The organism is Stenotrophomonas sp. 05N423 (genome assembly GCF_056397145.1).
Genome location: NZ_JBFTMV010000009.1, coordinates 63,467 through 82,922 on the forward strand (window position 1 = coordinate 63,467; position 19,456 = coordinate 82,922).

At 68.8% G+C, this 19,456-nt stretch carries 16 protein-coding genes; 11 read left to right on the forward strand and 5 right to left on the reverse strand.

The features are described 5' to 3' along the window. Positions 1–222 precede the first annotated feature (222 nt). From mdoH to hemC, 4 genes are all read left to right on the forward strand, one after another. A complete protein-coding gene (mdoH, locus tag AC1DGW_RS13895; protein WP_478023971.1) occupies positions 223–2,133 on the forward strand; it encodes a glucans biosynthesis glucosyltransferase MdoH in 1,911 nt (636 codons plus the stop codon). An 870-nt stretch (positions 2,134–3,003) separates the two neighbouring features. After that, complete coding sequence (locus AC1DGW_RS13900) at positions 3,004–3,669, forward strand: alpha/beta hydrolase (RefSeq protein ID WP_478023973.1); 666 nt, start codon at positions 3,004–3,006, stop codon at positions 3,667–3,669. 99 nt (positions 3,670–3,768) lie between these two features. Then, the gene (locus AC1DGW_RS13905; protein WP_478023975.1) at positions 3,769–4,494 is read left to right on the forward strand and encodes a LytR/AlgR family response regulator transcription factor; all 726 of its coding nucleotides are present in this window, start codon (positions 3,769–3,771) and stop codon (positions 4,492–4,494) included. A 22-nt stretch (positions 4,495–4,516) separates the two neighbouring features. Further along, the gene (gene hemC, locus AC1DGW_RS13910) at positions 4,517–5,425 is read left to right on the forward strand and encodes a hydroxymethylbilane synthase (RefSeq protein WP_478023977.1); all 909 of its coding nucleotides are present in this window, start codon (positions 4,517–4,519) and stop codon (positions 5,423–5,425) included. Between the two features lie 68 nt (positions 5,426–5,493). On the opposite strand, the gene AC1DGW_RS13915 is transcribed toward hemC, so the two are convergent. Next, entirely contained in the window at positions 5,494–6,270 is a 777-nt protein-coding gene (locus tag AC1DGW_RS13915; protein WP_478023979.1) for a DUF481 domain-containing protein, read from the reverse strand. 157 nt (positions 6,271–6,427) lie between these two features. Between AC1DGW_RS13915 and AC1DGW_RS13920 the strand changes: the two genes are divergently transcribed. Together AC1DGW_RS13920 and AC1DGW_RS13925 are read left to right on the forward strand one after the other, a co-directional pair. Beyond that, the gene (locus tag AC1DGW_RS13920) at positions 6,428–7,393 is read left to right on the forward strand and encodes a helix-turn-helix transcriptional regulator (RefSeq protein ID WP_478023981.1); all 966 of its coding nucleotides are present in this window, start codon (positions 6,428–6,430) and stop codon (positions 7,391–7,393) included. Positions 7,394–7,492: 99 nt separating this feature from the next. Then, positions 7,493–8,959, forward strand: coding sequence for a UbiD family decarboxylase (locus AC1DGW_RS13925; RefSeq protein ID WP_478023984.1), 1,467 nt, complete (start codon positions 7,493–7,495; stop codon positions 8,957–8,959). Here the strand turns inward: AC1DGW_RS13925 and AC1DGW_RS13930 are convergent, their stop codons facing one another. Next, on the reverse strand, positions 8,960–9,442 hold the full coding sequence (locus AC1DGW_RS13930; protein ID WP_478023987.1) for a DnrO protein: 483 nt from the start codon (positions 9,440–9,442) through the stop codon (positions 8,960–8,962). Between the two features lie 172 nt (positions 9,443–9,614). Between AC1DGW_RS13930 and ubiU the strand changes: the two genes are divergently transcribed. Together ubiU and AC1DGW_RS13940 are read left to right on the forward strand one after the other, a co-directional pair. Continuing rightward, positions 9,615–10,613, forward strand: a complete 999-nt coding sequence (gene ubiU, locus AC1DGW_RS13935) for a ubiquinone anaerobic biosynthesis protein UbiU (RefSeq protein ID WP_478023989.1) — start codon at positions 9,615–9,617, stop codon at positions 10,611–10,613. A gap of 10 nt (positions 10,614–10,623) precedes the next feature. Next, positions 10,624–11,496: a U32 family peptidase gene (locus AC1DGW_RS13940; RefSeq protein WP_478023991.1), complete on the forward strand. Its 873-nt coding sequence runs from the start codon at positions 10,624–10,626 to the stop codon at positions 11,494–11,496. 39 nt (positions 11,497–11,535) lie between these two features. Here the strand turns inward: AC1DGW_RS13940 and ubiT are convergent, their stop codons facing one another. Further along, positions 11,536–12,366 (reverse strand): ubiquinone anaerobic biosynthesis accessory factor UbiT, encoded by an 831-nt coding sequence (gene ubiT, locus AC1DGW_RS13945; RefSeq protein ID WP_478023993.1) that lies wholly within the window; start codon positions 12,364–12,366, stop codon positions 11,536–11,538. 147 nt (positions 12,367–12,513) lie between these two features. Continuing rightward, entirely contained in the window at positions 12,514–13,113 is a 600-nt protein-coding gene (locus AC1DGW_RS13950; protein WP_478023995.1) for a lipocalin family protein, read from the reverse strand. 131 nt (positions 13,114–13,244) lie between these two features. On the opposite strand from AC1DGW_RS13950, the gene AC1DGW_RS13955 reads away from it, so the two are divergent. Together AC1DGW_RS13955 and AC1DGW_RS13960 are read left to right on the forward strand one after the other, a co-directional pair. Next, a complete protein-coding gene (locus tag AC1DGW_RS13955) occupies positions 13,245–13,553 on the forward strand; it encodes a hypothetical protein (RefSeq protein ID WP_478023998.1) in 309 nt (102 codons plus the stop codon). A 68-nt stretch (positions 13,554–13,621) separates the two neighbouring features. Continuing rightward, positions 13,622–15,721 (forward strand): prolyl oligopeptidase family serine peptidase, encoded by a 2,100-nt coding sequence (locus AC1DGW_RS13960; protein WP_478024000.1) that lies wholly within the window; start codon positions 13,622–13,624, stop codon positions 15,719–15,721. A gap of 309 nt (positions 15,722–16,030) precedes the next feature. Here AC1DGW_RS13960 and AC1DGW_RS13965 read toward each other — a convergent pair whose 3' ends face one another. Beyond that, positions 16,031–17,236 carry a pyridoxal phosphate-dependent aminotransferase gene (locus tag AC1DGW_RS13965; RefSeq protein ID WP_478024002.1) on the reverse strand — a complete coding sequence of 402 codons (1,206 nt, stop codon included), beginning with the start codon at positions 17,234–17,236 and terminating at the stop codon, positions 16,031–16,033. A gap of 105 nt (positions 17,237–17,341) precedes the next feature. Between AC1DGW_RS13965 and AC1DGW_RS13970 the strand changes: the two genes are divergently transcribed. Then, complete coding sequence (locus tag AC1DGW_RS13970) at positions 17,342–19,450, forward strand: S9 family peptidase (RefSeq protein ID WP_478024005.1); 2,109 nt, start codon at positions 17,342–17,344, stop codon at positions 19,448–19,450. Positions 19,451–19,456 lie beyond the last annotated feature (6 nt).

Here is a 19,456-nt window from a genome sequence, read left to right on the forward strand (position 1 = left end):
GCGGGCCGGGCACGACCGGGAAATCCGGCATGGTGGACATGGTCGATCCGCTCCCATCCGGCGCGTTCGCAGCCTGTTTAGGTTCGATCTTCTAGCTTTGGCGCCTGTCAGCCTCTCGGAGAGCCCCGTGCACCACGGAAGCCCTGTTCCCGCCGTTCCCGTCCGCCTGTCGGCGGCGGCGCTTCCTTCCCGCCAGGCGCGTCCCGGTGCGCGGTGGGTGCCATGACCGATACGCCCAGCGCCGTGCGCGATGCAGGCGTCGCCGTGCTGCCGGCGGAAAGTCCGCTGCCCATGCCCGTGCAGTCGCTGCGGCAGGGGCACCTGCAGGGGCGGCGGCAGGACACGTCGCCGCCGAACATCGTGCTGCGCCGGTTGTACGTGTTCGGCACTACGGCGGCGATGACGGCGGTGGCCACCTGGATGATGGCGCAGGTCCTGGCCAATGGTGGCATCAACGTGCTCGAAGCCTGCCTGCTGGTGCTGTTCGTGCTGCTGTTCGCGTGGATCGCGTTCTCCTTCGTCAGCAGCCTGGCCGGTCTGCAGGCGCTGCTGCGCGGGCGGCGCAAGCTGGGCATCCACCCGGACGCGCCATTGCCGGAGCTGCACAGCCGCACCGCGCTGCTGATGCCTACCTACAACGAGGACCCGCGGCGGATGATGGCCGGGCTGCAGGCCATCTACGAATCGGTGGCGGCCACCGGCCAGCTCGACCGTTTCGATTTCTTCGTGCTCAGCGATACCACGCGCGAGGCCATCGGCCGCGCCGAGGAACAGGTGTTCGCGCGGCTGGTCGAGGCCACCGGCGGCCACGGCCGGCTGTTCTACCGGCGCCGCGCCGACAACGCCGGGCGCAAGGCCGGCAACATCGCCGACTGGGTGCGCCGTTTCGGCGGCGCTTATCCGCAGATGCTGATCCTGGACGCGGACAGCCTGATGACCGGCGAGGTGATCGTGCGCCTGGCCTCGGCGATGGAAAAACATCCCGGCGTCGGCCTGATCCAGTCGCTGCCGGCGGTGGTCGGCGGGCGCACGGCGTTCGCGCGCATGCAGCAGTTCGGCGGCCGCGTCTATGGCCCGGTGATGGCCTACGGCGTGGCCTGGTGGCATGGCGCCGAGAGCAACTACTGGGGCCACAACGCGGTGATCCGTACCCGCGCCTTCGCCGAGCAGGCCGGCCTGCCGGAACTGCCGGGGCGCAAGCCGTTCGGCGGGCACGTGCTCAGCCATGATTTCGTCGAGGCCGCGCTGATGCGCCGCGGTGGCTGGGCCGCGCACATGGTGCCCTACCTGCACGGCAGCTACGAGGAAGGCCCGCCGACGCTGACCGACCTGCTGATCCGCGACCGCCGTTGGTGCCAGGGCAACCTGCAGCACTCCAAGGTCGTCACCGCCGCCGGCCTGCACTGGATCAGCCGCGTGCACATGCTGGTCGGCATCGGCCATTACTTCACCGCACCGATGTGGGCGATGCTGATGCTGATCGGCATGGCCATCCCGCTGGTCCGCGGCGGCATCGACCTGGCCGAGGAACTGCACCTGCGCCTGTCGCCGGTGCATTACTGGCGTGGCCTGGACGAGCAGGGCGTGCTGTGGGTATTCGTCGTGACCATGGGCGTGCTGCTGGCGCCCAAGGCGATGGGCTACGTGGCCATGCTGAGCATGCGCAGCGAGCGGCGGGGCAGTGGCGGCGCCCTGCGCGCGCTGCTCAGCGTGCTGCTGGAAACGGTGCTGGCCGCGTTGATGGCGCCGGTAGTGATGTACGTGCAGTCGCGCGGCGTGGCCGAAGTGCTGGCCGGCAAGGACTCGGGCTGGGACGCGCAGCAGCGCGACGATGGTCGTGTCTCGTGGATCGCCTTGCTGCGCAGCTATGGCGGGCTGAGCGTGTTCGGCCTGGCGATGGGGGCGATGGCCTATGCGGTATCGCCGTCGCTGGCGGCATGGATGGCACCGGTGGTGATCGGCATGGCGCTGTCGGTGCCAGTGGTGGGCCTCACCTCTTCGCGCAAGATCGGCGACTGGCTGCGGCGGCATCGCCTGCTGTCCATTCCCGAGGAGAGTGCGCCGCCGCCGGTGCTGGTGCGGGCGGCCGAACTGCGCGCTGCGGCGATGCAGGCGCCGCTTTCCGTGGAGTAGCAGGGCGGGTCTCTATTCTGCTGACGGCCGGGGCGTCGGGTTTCGTGGCTGTAGAACGGGTCGGATGTGAAACGGGTCGAGGGGAAGGTGCCTGGCCTTCGCCGTTGCCGTTGCTGTTGATCGTGCTTTTGCTTCTGCGCTTTTGATTTCAGGGTCCCCTTCCGCAGCGACGGAGCCGACGGACAAGACCCCGCAGGGGCGACGTGCATGGATGCACGTCGTTTTTCAACGAGACAGGGATGTCTCGTCGAAAAATCCCGGCGGCGGAGTGGACCCGGAGTGCCGAAGGCACGGAGGGCGCGGAGGCAGGGGCGTGCTTTCTCTTGGTTACTTCTCTTTGCACGAGCAAAGAGAAGTAACTCGCTCCTGCGAAGCAGGGGCGAAAGCTCTGCTTTCAAGCTTTCGCTGTCATGCTTTGCCCCTGCCTTTGCCCTTTATCGCCTTGGCACAAACATCCAGGGGAAGCCAGAGCAAGGGCAGAAACAGGATCAAAGGCTTTCGCTCCCCTTCGGGGCGCGAGCCACCTTTCTTTGCTCGTGCAAAGAAACGTGGCCCAAAGAAAGCACGTCCTGCCTCCGCGCCCGACGCGCTGCGCGCGCCGGGTCCACTCCGCCAGCGGGATTTTTCTACGCGACATCCCTGTCGCGTAGAAAAACGGCGTGCATCCATGCACGCCGCCCTTCGGGTTCTTCCCGCTGGCTCCGTCGCTGCGGAAGGGGACGCTGAAGGCAAAAGCCAAGGCAGCAGCAGAATCACGAGCAACAGCAACAGCAACAGCAACAGCAACAGCAACAGCAACAGCAAATGACCGGCATCGGTGTGGTCCCGCCCGCAGGCATAATGCGCCCCGGTCCCTTGGAGTCGCATGCAATGCTGGAAACAGTGGAACAGGAAACCGGCGCGGCGCCGGAATGGTCGGTGATCTGGCTGCACGGGCTGGGCGCCGATGGCCATGACTTCGCGCCGATCGTGCCGGAGCTGGTGCGGCCGCACTGGCCGGCGATCCGCTTCGTGTTCCCGCATGCGCCCAAGCGTCCGGTCAGCATCAACAACGGCATGCCGATGCGCGCCTGGTACGACATCGTCAGCCTGGATTTCCGCAGCCGCGCCGACGCCACCGGCGTGGCCGGGTCGGTGGCGCAGGTGGAGGAGCTGATCGCGCGCGAACAGGCGCGCGGCATCCCGCGCGAACGCATCCTGCTGGCCGGGTTCTCGCAGGGGGGCGCCATCACCCTGTCCGCCGGTCTGCGGCAGGCGCAGCCGCTGGCCGGGCTGGTCGCGCTGTCCACCTATCTGCCGGAGGTGGATGCGGCCGCCGCGCAGCTGGCGGAAGGTGCCACTGCGCAGCCGGTGTTCATGGCCCACGGCAGCGGCGATCCGGTGATTCCGGTACAGATTGCCGAGCACAGCATGCAGGTGCTCAAGCAGATGGGCTTCGGCGTGGAATGGCATCGCTACCCGATGGCGCACCAGGTCTGCGCCGAGGAAATCCTGGCCCTTGGCGACTGGCTGCAGGCGCGGTTCGCGCAGGGCTGAGGCCATGAGCCGCCCCAGGGAACGGCCAGTAGCTGCCGGTCCGTGCCGGGGTTGGCTACCATGCGTCATCCGGGGAGGACCACAGGGCAGGGAATGGCGATGAAAGTGCTCATTGCCGATGACGAGCCGCTGGCGCGCGAGCGCCTGCGCATGCTGTTGTCCGTCCACGGCGACGTGGCGGTAGTGGCCGAGTCCGGCGACGGCCAGGCGACACTGGATGCCTGCGCGCGCTCGCAGCCGGACGTGGTGCTGCTGGACATCGCCATGCCCGGCATCGACGGGCTGGACGTGGCGCGCCACCTGGCGCAACTCGAACCGCGCCCGGCGGTGGTGTTCTGCACCGCCTACGATTCGCATGCGCTGTCAGCGTTCGAGGCTGCCGCCATCGACTACCTGATGAAGCCCGTGCGCGGCGAGCGGCTGGCGGCCGCACTGGAACGGGCCCGCACCTTCCTCGCCGGACGGATCGGCACGACGGCCCCCGCCGCGGCCGGGCGCCGCGTGCTGTGCGCGCGCCTGCGCGGCAACCTGCGGCTGATCCCGCTGGAGGATGTGTTCTACCTGCAGGCCGAGGAAAAGTACGTGGTGGTTCATCACGTGCACGGTGAGGACCTGATCGAGGAGTCGCTGCGCTCGCTGGAGGAAGAGTTCGGCGCGCGCTTCGTGCGCATCCACCGCAACTGCCTGGTTTCCCGGGAACGCCTGCAGGAACTGCGGCGGACCGCGGCCGGGCAGGTGCAGGCGGTGCTGCGCGGCGTGGCGCAGCCGCTGGAGGTCAGCCGCCGCTGCGTGGCGGCGTTGAAGGCGGAACTGGCCCGCACGTGAGCACTGCGCCGATAATGGCGCCATGAACATGCTGCGCATCGCCACCCGCAAGAGCCCGCTCGCCCTGTGGCAGAGCGAACACGTCGCCGCCCGCCTGCGCCAGGCGCACCCGGGCCTGTCGGTCGAACTGGTGCCGATGAGCACGCGCGGCGACGAGGTACTGGACCGCTCGCTGGCCGCCATCGGCGGCAAGGGCCTGTTCCTCAAGGAGCTGGAACTGGCGATGCTGCGCGGCGACGCCGACTGCGCGGTGCATTCGCTCAAGGACGTGCCGATGGAACTGGACGCGCCGTTCGCGCTGCCGGCGATCCTGGAGCGCGCCGATCCGGCCGATGCCTTCGTCTCCAACCGCTATGCCACGCTGGACGCGCTGCCGCATGGCGCCGTCGTCGGCACCTCCTCGCTGCGCCGCCAGGCCCAGCTGCGCGCGCTGCGCCCGGACCTGCAGTCGCGCGACCTGCGCGGCAACGTCAACACCCGCCTGGCCAAGCTCGATGCCGGCGACTACGACGCCATCATCCTGGCCTGCGCCGGGCTGGAGCGCCTGGAACTGGGCGGACGCATCCGCGACCGCCTGCGCGCCCCGCAATGGCTGCCGGCACCGGCGCAGGCGGCCGTGGCGGTGGAATGCCGTGCCGATGCCACCGACGTGATCGCGTTGCTGGCGGTGCTGGACGATGTGGGCACGCGCGCCTGCGTGGAAGCCGAGCGGGCGATGAACCGCGCGCTGGACGGCAGCTGCCACGTGCCGGTGGCCGGGCTGGCGCAGTGGCGCGGCGATGACCTGTGGCTGCAGGGGCTGGTCGGCGGCGTCGCCGACGGGCGCAGCGTCCGCGCCGAGGCACAGGGGCCCGGCCGCGATCCGGAGACGCTGGGCCGCGCGGTGGCGCGGCAGCTGCTGGATGCCGGTGCCGGCGAACTGTTGCGGTAAGCAGTCCCGGAAACGGCGCAGGAGCGCACCGGGGGGCGCTCCTGCGGGTATCGCGTCGGGAAAACGGCTTACTTGAAGCTGTAGACCACGTTCATCGTGGTCAGCGTATCGGTCTTGCGCTTGTCCTCGGCCACGTCGCTGTTGTAGCGGGCCTGCCAGCCGGCCTTCAGCGCGAAGTGGCTGTTCATCGCCACTGAAACGCCGAAATCGTTCTGCGCGAAGGTGTTGTACGAGCCCGACTCGACCAGCAGGGTGTTGACCAGGTCGGTGTTCTCGGTGAGGCCGAACTTCAGGTCGAACAGGCCGCGGCCGATCAGGCCGGTGCGGTTCTCGTCGGTCTCGGAATTGTGCGAGCGGCGCACACCCGGGCCGATCTGGGTATCCAGGACCAGGCGCTGCCCATCGATCAGACGGGTGCCGTAGCCCAGACCGAAGCTGCCCTGGCGGTCGTAGGTGGCGAAATCGTCGCTTTCATAGCGCACCGTGGCGGTCAGCTGGCGGTGCTCGCCCAGCTGCAGGGCGCTGCCGGCGCTGGCGGTATAGCGGTTGGCGGTAGTCTGGCGCTTGCGGTAGGTGCTGCCGTCGTCGGCGGTCTGCTTGTACTCGGCGCTCGAGCGCAGGCCGAACAGGTCCATGCTGTGCACCCAGTCGTCGTCGGTGTAGCGCAGCTTCAGGCGGCCGTTGAAGCTCTCGGTGGTGCTGTTGCCGTGGGCCGAGGCGAAGCCGAGTTCGCCACCGCTGCCGCTCCAGGGCGAGGTCATCGCGGCAGGGTCGGAGGCATCGTCCGCCCACGCCATAGGGGCGCACAACAGCAACGGCAGGAACAGGGAAACACGCAGGGACATCGGGAGATCTCCGGGAGAAGTCAGAACGGGAACCGTTTTCATGATACCGGATGGTCCCGCCCCGCCAGCCGCCCCCTCCGGGCCGCTTCGCCCCCGGTTAAGCCTGGCGGTGCGCCTGCCGCGCGCCATTCAGCGCCGAGTCGGACATAATCGGGCCATGGACCGCTACGAACGCATCAACGCACTGCATCGCCTGCTCAAGTCCGCCCGCTACCCGATCACGGTGGCGCGCCTGCAGGAAGAACTGGGCTGTTCACGTGCCACGGTCTACCGCGACCTGGCCTTCCTGCGCGACGCCCTGATGGCGCCGGTGGAGGGCGACGGCGAGGCCGGCTTCCGCTACCAAAGCGGGGAGAACGACCGCTTCGAGCTGCCCGGGCTGTGGCTCAGCTCGGAGGAACTGCATGCGCTGCTGGCCTCGCAACACCTGCTGGCGCGTACCGGCGGCGGCGTGCTGTCCTCGGTGCTGGCGCCGCTGCAGCAGCGCATCGAAAGCCTGCTGGCGGCCCAGGCCGGCGCCTCGTCGTGGCCGGTGGAGCGGGTGCGGGTGATCCCGCACCGCGGCCGCAAGCTCGACGAGGCCAGCTTCCGTACCGTGGCCTCGGGCGTGCTCGAGCGCAGGCAGCTGTCCTTCGACTACCGCGCGCGCTCGACCGACGAAATCACCCGGCGCACGGTCTCGCCGCAGCGCATCACCCATTACCGCGACAACTGGTACCTGGATGCCTGGGACCATGGCCGCGAGGCGCTGCGCAGCTTCGCGGTGGACCGCATCCACAAGGCGCGGGTGATCGACCAGGTCGCGCGCGACATTCCCGACAGCGAGCTGGACGAGCAGCTGGGTGCCGGCTACGGCATCTTCTCCGGCGCACCCAAGGGCTGGGCGACCATCGTGTTCAGCGCCAAGGCCGCGCGCTGGGTGGCTGACGAGCACTGGCACTCGAAGCAGCAGGGCCGCTTCCTGGCCGACGGCCGCTACGAGTTGAAGGTGCCGTACAGCGTCTCGCGCGAACTGCTGATGGATGTGCTGCATTACGGCTCGGATGCGGAGATCGTCGAACCGCAGTCGCTGCGCGAGCAGGCCAAGGCGCTGCTGTCGCTGGCGCTGAGCAACTACGACTGACGCTGCCCGCGCCGCAAAGCCGGCCGGCTTGACCCAGGTCATGGGTCGGCGGCGGCGCCCCCGCCAGAATCGGTGGCCCCGATGGCACCGAGCCGCTGCATGGCCTTCCACGATCTGCGCGGGTTCCTTCAGCACCTGGGCGCACGCGGCCAGCTGCGCAAACTCGACGTGCCGGTGGACCCGGAGCTGGAAAGCACGGCGCTGTGCCTGCGTGCGCTGCAGGCGCAGGGGCCGGCGCTGCTGATGCCGGCCGGTGACTCGGCGCATCCGCTGCTGGGCAACCTGTTCGGCCACCGCCACCGCATCGAGCTGGCGCTGGCCGGGCGGCCATTGGCGTCGCTGCGCGAACTCGGCGAGCTGCTGGCTGCGGTCAAGGAGCCGCGCTGGCCGGGCAACCTGCGCCAGGCGCTCGCACAGTGGCCGGAACTGGCGCAGCTGGCGCATGTGGCGCCGCGTCGGGTGGACGAGGCCGCGTTCAACGAAGAGGTGCGCAGCGGCGAGGACGTCGATCTTGGCGTGCTGCCGGTGCAGCGTTGCTGGCCGGAGGACGCCGGCCGGCTGATCACCTTCGGCCTGGTCGTCACCCGCGGCACGCGCCAGCAGCGGCAGAACGTGGCGATCTACCGGCAGCAGGTGATCGGCCGCAACCGGGTGATCATGCGCTGGCTGCCGCACCGCGGCGGCGCGCTGGATTTCGCCGACTGGCAGGCCGCACACCCCGGCCGGCCGTTCCCGGTGCTGGTGGCGATCGGCGCCGATCCGGCGACCCTGCTGGCCGCCGTTGCGCCGTTGCCCGACACGCTGTCCGAATACGAATTCGCCGGCCTGCTGCGCGCCTCGCGCACCCGCGTCTGGCGCAGCAGCCTGACCGGCCTGGACGCGCCGGCCGGCGCGGAGATCCTGCTGGAAGGTTTCATCCAGCCGGGCGACACCGCGCTGGAAGGTCCGTTCGGCGACCACACCGGCTACTACAACGCGCAGGGCACCTTTCCTGTGCTCACCATCGAGCGCATGCGCCTGCGCGCCGGTGCGATCTACCACGGCAGCTACATGGGGCGTGCGCCGCACGACGAACCCTCGGTGCTGTCGATGGCGCTGAACGACGTGTTCGTGCCGATCCTGCGCAAGGTGTTCCCCGAGATCGTGGATTTCTACCTGCCGCCGGAAGCGTGCTCGTACCGCGTCGCGGTGGTGAGCATCCACAAGCAGTACCCCGGCCATGCGCGCCGGATCATGATGGGTGTCTGGTCCTACCTGCGCCAGTTCACCTACACCAAGTTCGTGATCGTCACCGACGAGGACATCGACGTGCGCGACTGGTCGCAGGTGATCTGGGCGATCTCCACGCGGGTGGACCCGGCGCGCGACAGCATGCTGGTGGAGAACACCCCGATCGACTACCTGGATTTCTCCAGTCCGACGCCGAACCTCGGATCCAAGCTCGGGCTGGATGCCACCCACAAATGGCCCGCGGAAACCAGCCGCACCTGGAGCCGGCCGATCCGGCTCGACCCGGAAGTGGAGCGGCGCGTGGATGCGCTGTGGCGCACGGCGATGGCGGACTGATCAGTCCGCCGCGGCATTCCACGCAGGATCGTCGAACAGCTGCGGATAGCGCGCCAGCGCCGAGCGCATGTCTGCGATCTCCTGCACCGGCACCTGTTGCGATGTACGCACCGCTTCGGCACCGGCCAGGAACTGCGCCAGCAGGCCGTGCAGCGCCACGTCGGCATCGGGTTCCAGCCTGCAGTTGGCGAAGATGTCGTTGACCGAGGTGTCGATCAGCGTCACGGTGCTGCTGGCCTGGGCGATGCCCATGTGGCCGTGCTCGTAGTGTTCCAGCGCCTGCACCGCGACGCGGATGCCGCGCATGCCCTCGCGCAGCGGCGCATCGGTGGCCCAGCGCTGCGCGGGTGCAGGCGTCGCGGCGGCTGGCGCATGTGCGTGCGCCGCATGCGCTTCATGCGCCGACTGCGCGGCGGCAGGCTGCGCGGAAAGCGCGCCGGCAAGGATGAGCGTGGAGGCGGAAAACAGGATCGTGCGTCGCATCGTTTTCTCCGGGGCGATGGGCGGATGCCCACCTGCGGCGCAGCATCACACGCGCCCGGCATGGCGCCCATGATCCACGTCAACGCCGTACGCGGATGCAGCTTGACCCATGTCAAGGACGCGTGCGGCCGCCGGCGGGATCATGCCGGCTCGATCGGGCAGGAGTCACCGCATGCAACTGGTATGTCCCGCCGGCAACCTGCCGGCCCTGCAGGCAGCGGTGGATGCAGGAGCCAACGCGGTCTATGCCGGTTTCCGCGACCAGACCAACGCACGCGCCTTCCCCGGCCTGAATTTCTCCGACGACGAACTGCGCGCCGGCATCCGCTACGCGCACGCGAACAACGCCAGGGTCTACCTGGCACTGAACACCTATCCCGACAGCGCGCGCCTGAAGGACTGGCACGCCGCCGTGGACAAGGCTGCGGCACTGGGTGCCGACGCCATCATCGCCGCCGAGATGGCGGTGCTGGATTATGCCGCGCGTACCCATCCGCAGTTGCCGCGCCACCTTTCCGTGCAGGGCTCGGCGACCACCGTGCCGGCCCTGCGCTATGCGTACGAGCGCTTCGGAATCAGCCGCGCGGTGCTGCCGCGGGTGCTGTCGCTGCAGCAGGTGGAGCGATTGTGCGAGAAATCGCCGGTGGCGCTGGAAGTGTTCGCCTTCGGCAGCCTGTGCATCATGGTGGAAGGCCGCTGCCAGCTCTCCAGCTACGTCACCGGCGCCTCGCCCAACCGGCACGGCGTGTGCTCGCCGGCCAAGTTCGTGCGCTGGGACGAACAGGACGACGGCAGCCGCAGCGTACGCCTCAACGACGTGCTGATCGACGAGTTCAGGCCCGAAGAACCGGCGGGCTACCCGACCGTCTGCAAGGGCCGCTTCGAGGTCGGCAACGAGGTCTTCCACGCGCTGGAGGAGCCCACCAGCCTCAATACGATGGAGCTGTTGCCGCGATTGAAGCAGATCGGCGTGGCCGCGCTGAAGATCGAGGGTCGCCAGCGCGGCGTGGCCTACGTCGGTTCGGTCACGCGCACCTGGCGCAGGGCGATCGACCAGGTCATGGCCGACGAAGCGCGCTGGCAGCTCCGGCCGGAATGGCAGGCTGAGCTGTCGCGCCACGCCGAAGGCCACCAGACCACGCTGGGCCCGTACCACCGCGCCTGGCATTGAAGGAACGCCGATGAAACTCAGCCTGGGTCCGCTGCAATACTTCTGGCCGCGCGAACGCATGCTCGCGTTCTACCGCGAGGCGATCCACTGGCCGGTCGACATCGTCTACCTCGGCGAAACCGTGTGCAGCAAGCGCCGCGAACTGCGCACCGCGGACTGGCTGGCGCTGGCCGAGGAGCTGGCCGCATCCGGCAAGCAGATCGTGCTGTCCACGCTGGCGCTGATCGAGGCCGAATCCGAACTCAGCGTGCTCGACCGGCAGGTGTCGCACGGCGGCTTCTGGATCGAGGCCAACGATCTGTCCGCGGTGCAGCTGTGCCGCGAGAAGGGCCGTCCGTTCGTGGGCGGACCCTCGCTCAACGTCTACAACCACCGCGCGCTGGCGATGTTGGCCGAGGACGGCCTGCGCCGCTGGGTGCCGGGCGTGGAGCAGGGCCGCGCGCTGATCGGCGAACTGGCCGATGCCTGCATCGCCGGGGGCGGCACGATGCCGGAGCTGGAAGTGACGGCGTGGGGGCGCCTGCCGCTGTCGTACTCGGCGCGCTGTTTCACCGCCCGCGCGCTGGACGTGCCCAAGGACCAGTGCGGCTTCCGCTGCATCGAACATCCCGATGGCATACCGCTGGCCACCCGCGAAGGACGCCCATTCCTGCGCATCAACGGTATCTCGGTACAGGGTGAGGAAATCACCGACCTTGGCCCGGAGCTGCCGGAACTACGCGCGCTGGGCGTGGACATCCTCCGCCTGTACCCGCAGGCCGCGGGCATGGAGGCGGTGGTGCGGCATTTCGATGCCGCATGCGCCAGCGTGGTGGCGCCTGCCCGCATCGGCCAGCGCAATGGCTACTGGCATGGCGAACCGGGCATGCGCATGACTGCGTGAGCCCGGGCATCCCGCCCGAGGGGCGGGATGCGCTTGCGCTCAATGCCGCCGCGCATGGGCCTCGCGCGCGGCCTGCAGCAGCTGGCTGCCGCGCTGCAGGGCGATCCGCTGCGCCAGCGGTATCGCTTCCCAGGGCATGCGGTCGAGCAGGTTGCGCAACAGCAGGCCCAGTTCGGTGTCGCCGGTCAGTTCCAGCCGGCGCTGGAAGAACAGGGTATCGGCGTCCTCCTGGCGGCTGGCCAGCAGCGACAGGTCGGTGGCGCTGCCGCGGATCGTGGCTTCCGCATCGCCATCGGCCACGCGCAGGCGGCCATTGGCCAGCTCGATCACCCAGCGCAGGCCGAGGTCGCGCACGTCGATGCCGATCCGTCGGCCCTCGATGGCCTCCAGACTGCGCAGCACCTCCGGCGCGGAGACGGCGCGTTCGAGTACGCGCGGAACCACCCGGGCATGCACGGATGCCGGTATCCGCGACAGCAGCGGGCGCCAGTAGCGTGGTGGCGGCAGCCAGCGCAGCAGGCGGGCAGCGAGAGCGGATGGGGAGGGAATGGACATGGCGATGCCTCCGGGAGCGGGCGGGGAAGCGGCTGGTGCGAGCTGGCGGTGGTGGGCCTGGGCGATCAGGGTCTGCATCACCGGCACCACGCTCTCGCCCTCCAGGCCGCGAAGGCGCGCACGCCGTCGCGCGCGCTCGAGCACGGCGCGCTCGCGTTCTGGATCCAGCCGGCACAGGCCGGCGTGCGCCTTGGCGCGGCCGGCGATGGCCGCCAGCCGCTGGCGACCGGCGAACAGTTCCACCACGCCGTCGTCGACCCGGTCGATCGCATGGCGCGCGCAGGCCAGTACCAGGCGGTCGAACCAGGCATTCATGGTTGCCGGCCCGGTCGAGGACCGGGTGTCGCGATGGAGTCGATGCGCATGGTGGTGTCCTGCTGGAGACCGCCATGCTAGGGCGCCGCCGGTGGGCGGGGATTGATGCAGGTCAAGCCCGCCCTGTTCCGCGGGGCGGGGCGACGGTCACTTCTGGTTGGGAACCTCGAAGCCCAGCCTGCCGACCTGCTCCGGGTGCTGCGGCACGCGCTTGAGCTTGTCGGTATTGACCTCGTAGCGGTCGCGCAGGCGCAGCGCCAGTTGCCGGTACAGCGTGGCGTCCATGTCCGGCTCGCGGGCGAAGATCCACGCCATCTCGCGGCCCGGGTAGCCGATCAGCGCCCAGGAATAGTCCGGCGCCACTTCCAGGATGCGCGAGTGGGTCGGCACCACCTTGTAGAACCAGGTGCGCCAGCGGCGGTTGCCGCTGTCCTCGTCCACGCGCGCGCGCAGGTCGATCTCCTCTTCCGGTGCATTGAAGCCGTCGCGGTACTGGTAGCGGATGGATACGCGGTCGCCGCCGCGCAGGCTGTAGGTGTTGACGCTGGCGACGTGGCCGCGCTCGACGAAATTCGGCACCCGTCCGATCACGTACCAGCGCCCCATGAAGCGTTGCAGGTCGATCGGGCCTTCGGCGACGCCCTTGGCTTCGGCGGCTGCCGGTGCGGCGTCCTGCGCGAGGGCCGGCGCCAGCGGCAGGGTCAGGCTCAGCAACAAAGCGGACAGGAACGCAGGGATGGGTCGCATTGCGGGGTGGAGCGCCTTGGTGGGTGACGCCAGCATGTTCGATGGGCGGCGAGGGATGCGTCAATGCCCGGTCGCAACCTCTGAGATGGGCAGGCGCCAGCATGCGCCTGAACCCGTTACCGGAGCGTGTCATGGCCGAGTCGTCCCGTCGCAATACCGTCGAACATCCCGATCCGCGCGTGCTGCGCTGCGTCAGGCAGGCCGCGCTTGCCGGGCTGGCCCTGGTGCTGGTGTGGCCGGCCATGCGCGGCAGCAGCGTCTGGATCGGCTGGCTGCCGCTGTGGCTGCTGGGCATGCCGCTGAGCGCATGGTGGGCGCTGTACCGGTTCCGTCTGCCGGCGGCCTGGCGCACGCGGCCACGGGCGGTTGGCAACCGGCAACGGCCGCAGGCCCGGCGCCTGCAGCGTCCGCGCCGCGGTACGGCGGTGCGGGCGGCCTGACCTTCGACAGGGGAAGGCGGCACCGGCGCTGTGCTAGCGTTCGCGGCTTATGACCGCATGGAGCCATCATGTCCCGATTCACTTCCGCCTGCCTCGCCGCGGGCCTGATTTCCGCAAGCCTGTCCGGAGCCGTCATGGCCGCCGATGACGGCCAGGACAAGTACGCCTGGCTGGAAGACGTCACCGGCGACAAACCGCTGGCCTGGGTGAAGGAGCAGAACGCCAAGGCCGAGGCCCGGCTGGCGCAGAGCCCGCAGTTCAAGCAGATGGAAGCCGGCATCCGGCAGGTGCTGGATTCGGACGCCAAGATCCCCGGCGTCGAGAAAATCGGCGACTACTACTACAACTTCTGGAAGGACAAGCAGCACGAGCGCGGCGTCTGGCGCCGCACCACGCTGGTGGAGTACCGCAAGGCCGAGCCGCTGTGGGAAACCGTGCTGGACCTGGACGCGCTGAACAAGGCCGAGGGCGAGAACTGGGTGTGGCACGGCGCCAACTGCCTGCGCCCGGAATACACCCGCTGCCTGATCGCGCTGTCGCGCGGCGGCGCCGACGCCGACGTCACCCGCGAATTCGACATCTCGAAGAAGGACTGGATCAAGGACGGCTTCTTCCGTCCGGAGGCCAAGGGCGGCCTGGGCTGGATCGACCAGGACAACGTGTTCGTCTACACCGATTTCGGCGACGGCACGATGACCACCTCCGGCTATCCGCGCGTGGTCAAGCGCTGGAAGCGCGGCACGCCGATGTCGGCGGCCACCCCGGTGTATGAAGGCACGCCGGAGGACATGTACATCGCGGCGATGCATGACGACACGCCGGGCTTCGAGCACGACTTCGTCAGCCGCACCATCGCCTTCTACAACAATGAACTGTTCCTGATCGGTGCAGATGGCGCGTTGACGAAAATCGACGCACCGAACTCGGCCGAGAAGGGCGTGCGCCGCGAGTGGCTGACCCTGGAGCTGCGCGAGCCGTGGACCGTGGGCGGCAAGACCTATGCCGCCGGCTCGCTGCTGGCGACGAAGTTCGACGACTTCATGGCCGGCAAGCGCGAGTTCGACGTGCTGTTCGCGCCGACCGACACCACCTCGCTGGCCGGTGCGGTGTGGACGAAGAACCATGTCGTGCTGAACGTGCTGGACGACGTGAAGAACCGCCTGCAGGTGCTGACGCGCGGTGCTGATGGCTGGATCCGCAGCGACTTCACCGGCGCCCCGGCGTTCGGCACCATCGGTGTCGGTGCGGTGGATCCGGACGAAAGCGATGCGGTGTGGATGACCGTCACCGACTACCTGACCCCGACCACGCTGGCCCTGGCGCAGATCGGCCAGCAGCCGGAAGTGCTCAAGACCATGCCGGCGTTCTTCGACGCCAGCGGCAAGGTGATCGAGCAGCACTTCGCCACCAGCAAGGACGGCACCCGCGTGCCGTACTTCGTGGTGCACGGCAAGGACATGAAGCTGGACGGTTCCAATCCGACCCTGCTGTACGGCTACGGCGGCTTCGAGATCTCGCTGACCCCGTCCTACTCCGGTGGCATGGGCCGCGCGTGGCTGGACAAGGGCGGCGTGTATGTCGTGGCCAACATCCGTGGCGGCGGCGAGTACGGCCCGCGCTGGCACCAGGCGGCGCTGAAGCAGAACCGCCACAAGGCCTATGAGGACATGGCGGCGGTGGCGCAGGATCTGGTCAGCCGCAGGATCACCACGGCCAGGCACCTGGGCGTGCAGGGCGGCAGCAACGGCGGCCTGCTGACCGGCAACATGCTCACCCAGTATCCGGAACTGTTCGGTGCGGTGGTGGTGCAGGTGCCGTTGCTGGACATGAAGCGCTACAGCCACCTGCTGGCCGGTGCCTCGTGGATGGCCGAGTACGGCAACCCGGACACCAGTGACTGGGAGTTCATCAGGACCTTCTCGCCGTACCACCTGTTCGATGCGAAGAAGACCTACCCGCCGGTGCTGTTCACCACCTCCACCCGCGATGATCGCGTGCATCCGGGTCATGCCCGCAAGATGGCGGCCAAGATGATCGACGCCGGCAAGGACGTGACCTACTACGAGAACATCGAAGGTGGCCACGGCGGTGCGGCGAACAATGCGCAGGCCGCGCACATGTCTGCGCTGGCGTACAGCTTCCTGTGGGAGCAGCTCAGCAGGAAGTGATAGCAGCAGAATGCAAACGACAACGCCGCCGCAAGGCGGCGTTGTTGTTTGGAGGGAGAAAATCTCCTCACTCCTAAAAAACTGCAGGCACTACCAGGATGTATCTGGAGGAAAGCCCCCTGAGTCAGGGGGCGCGCCGAAGGCGCAGGGTGTGGCAAGCGAAAGACGGGGCCCGCGGTCTGCAGCGCAGACCGTGGGGCGACAGCGCGAAGCGATGGCGTGTCCCCCTGAGTCAGGGGGCGCGCCGAAGGCGCAGGRTGTGGCAAGCGAAAGACGGGGCCCGCGGTYTGCAGCGCAAGTCGTGGGGCGTCAGCGCGAAGCGATGACGTGTCTCCAGCTCTCCAGCCCACGCCCGATCCGCGCCACCGCTTCCTGCAGCCGCGCCACGTCCTGCGTATAGGCGATGCGTACATGCTGGTGGGCGCGGTGGTGGCCGAAGTCCAGTCCCGGCGTGAACGCCACGTGCTCAGTCTCCAGGAAGTGCGCGCAGAAGGCCTGCGCGTCGTCGGTGAACGCGCTCACGTCGCAGTACAGGTAGAACGCGCCCTGCGGCTCCACGTCGATGCGGAAGCCGAGCCCGCGCAGCGCCGGCAGCAGGTAGTCGCGGCGCTGGCGGAACTGTTCGCGGCGCTGTTCGAAGATGGCGATGGTTTCCGGCTCGAAACAGGCCAGCGCCGCGTGTTGGGCCATCGACGGTGCGCTGATGTACAGGTTCTGCGCCAGCTTCTCCAGCTCGGGCACCGCCGCCGGGGGCGCGACCAGCCAGCCCAGGCGCCAGCCGGTCATGCCGAAGTACTTGGAGAAGCTGTTCAGCACGAAGGCGTCGTCGTCCACCTCCAGCACGCTGGGCGCGTCGAAGCCGTAGGTCAGGCCGTGGTAGATCTCGTCCACCACCAGATGCCCGCCGCGCGCCTTCAATGCGTTCGACAGCGCGGCCAGTTGCGCGGCATCGAGCGTGGTGCCGGTGGGATTGGCGGGCGAAGCGACCAGCGCGCCGACGCTGTCGGCGTTCCAATGCCGGTCGATCAGCCCAGGGGTGAGCTGGTAACCGCTGTCCGGGCCGACCGGCACCAGCTGCGCGGCGCCTTCCACCAGCCGCAGGAAATGGCGGTTGCAGGGATAGCCGGGATCGGCCAGCAACCAATGCCGGCCGGGATCGACCAGCAGGCTGGACGCCAGCAGCAGCGCGCCCGAGCCGCCGGGCGTGACCAGGATGCGGTCGGGGTCGATGTCGCGCCGGTAGCGGCTGCGGTAGAAGCCGGCGATGGCCTCGCGCAGCGCCGGCAGTCCGCGCGCGGCGGTGTAGCGGGTGTGGCCAGCGGCCAGCGCGGCCTGGCCGGCGCGCACGATGGGCGCGGCGGTGGTGAAATCGGGCTCACCGATCTCCAGGTGGATCACGTCGAAGCCGGCCTGTTCCAGTGCGTTGGCGCGCGCCAGCAGCGACATGACGTGGAACGGGGCGATCTCGTGGCTGCGCCGGCTGTAACCGGACGGCGTGGGGGCGGGGGCGTTCATCGGCGACATCATAGGCCGCCGGCTGGAGCCGGGTGGCCTCCGCTCCCATGGCACACTGTCGGCCATCTCCCGGGCGGTTGCCTGTCCGTCCATGGAGCCCGCGCCATGAAACCCGCCCTTTGCCTGTTGGTCGCAAGCCTGATGATGAATACCGCCGTCGCCTCCACGCTCGTTCCGCCCGATGCCGAAAAGCGTCCCCACACGATCAAGGCGCCGTTCGGCGCGGTCCGCGAGGACGCGTACTACTGGCTGCGCGACGACGAGCGCAAGGACCCGGCGATGCTGGCCTATCTCACCGCCGAGAACGCCTATGCCGACGCGCTGATGGCGCCGCTCAAGCCGCTGGAGGACACGCTCTACGCCGAGATCGTCGGCCGCATCAAGCAGGACGACGCCAGTGTGCCGTACCGCGAGCGCGGCTACTGGTATTACACCCGCTACGAGACCGGCAAGGACTACCCGGTCCACGCGCGCCGCAAGGGCGACATGCAGGCGCCGGAAGAAGTGCTGCTGGACCTGAACGCCATGGCCGAGGGCAAGGGCTATTTCGCCGTCGACGACATGGAAGTGAGCCAGGACAACCGCCTGCTGGCCTGGGCCGAGGACGATGTCGGCCGCCGCCAGTACGTGATCCGCTTCAAGGACCTGGTCACCGGCCAACTGCTGCCGGACGTGGTCGAAGGCGTATCGCCGAACGTGGTGTGGGCCGACGACAACCGCACCCTGTTCTATGTCGAGAACGACCCGGAGACCCTGCTCACCGTGCGGGTGAAGAAGCACGTGCTGGGCACGCCGGCCAGCAGCGATGCGCTGGTCTACGAGGAAGACGACGACAGCTTCTACATGGGCGTGGGCCGCACCCGCGACGACCGCTACATCACCATCGGCGTGGACAGCACGGTGTCCTCGGAACTGCGCTATGCGCCGGCCGCCGACCCGGCGGTGTTCACCGTGCTGGCGCCGCGCGCGCGCGACGTGGAATACGACGCCGACCATTTCGACGGTCGCTGGGTGATCCGCACCAATGCCGATGGTGCGAAGAACTTCAAGCTGGTCACCGCGGCGGAAGGCGCCACCACGCGCGCGCAGTGGCAGGACTGGGTGAAGCACGATCCGCAGGTGCTGGTGGAAGGCTTCGAGCTGTTCGACGGCTACACCGCCATCGCCGAACGTGCCGAGGCGCTGGAGCGCGTGCGCCTGCTGTTCGCCGACGGCCACAGCGAACTGGTCAAGGCCGACGAGCCGGCGTACTCGATGGGCCTGTCGGTCAACGCCGAGCCGGACACCGACTGGCTGCGCTACAGCTATACCTCGCTGACCACGCCGGCCACCACCTACGAGTTGAACGTGAAGACCGGCGAGCGCCGCCAGCTCAAGCAGCAGCCGGTGATCGGCTACGACCCGTCGCTGTACCAGACCGAACGCGTGTGGGTGGATGCGCGCGATGGCGCCAGGGTGCCGGTATCGCTGGTCTACAAGAAGGGTTTCAGGAAGGACGGCAGTGCCGCGCTGTACCAGTACGCCTACGGCAGCTACGGCATGTCGATGGATCCGGGCTTCAACCAGAGCGTGGTCAGCCTGCTCGATCGCGGCATGGTCTATGCCATCGCCCACATCCGCGGCGGCGAGGAAATGGGCCGCAGCTGGTACGAGGACGGCAAGCTGCTGCACAAGCAGAACACCTTCAACGACTTCGTCGACGTCACCCGCGCGCTGGTGGCGCAGGGCTGGGCGGCGAAGGACCGCGTGGCCGCGTCCGGCGGCAGCGCCGGCGGCCTGCTGATGGGCGCGGTCGCCAACCAGGCGCCGGACGACTACCGGGTGATGGTGGCGCAGGTGCCGTTCGTGGACGTGGTCACCACCATGCTCGACGCCAGCATTCCGCTGACCACCAACGAATACGACGAGTGGGGCAACCCGGAGCAGAAGCGCTACTACGATTACATGCTCGGCTATTCGCCCTACGACAACGTGCGTGCGCAGGCCTATCCGGCGCTGTTCGTCGGCACCGGCCTGTGGGATTCGCAGGTGCAGTACTGGGAGCCGGCCAAGTGGGTGGCGCGCCTGCGCGACGTCAATACCGGCAAGCATCCCATCCTGTTCCGCACCAACATGGAAGCCGGCCATGGCGGCAAGTCCGGCCGCTTCCAGCGCTACCACGAGCTGGCCGAGTCCTATGCGTTCGTGCTGTCGCAGCTGGACGTGGCGCACTGACGGCGC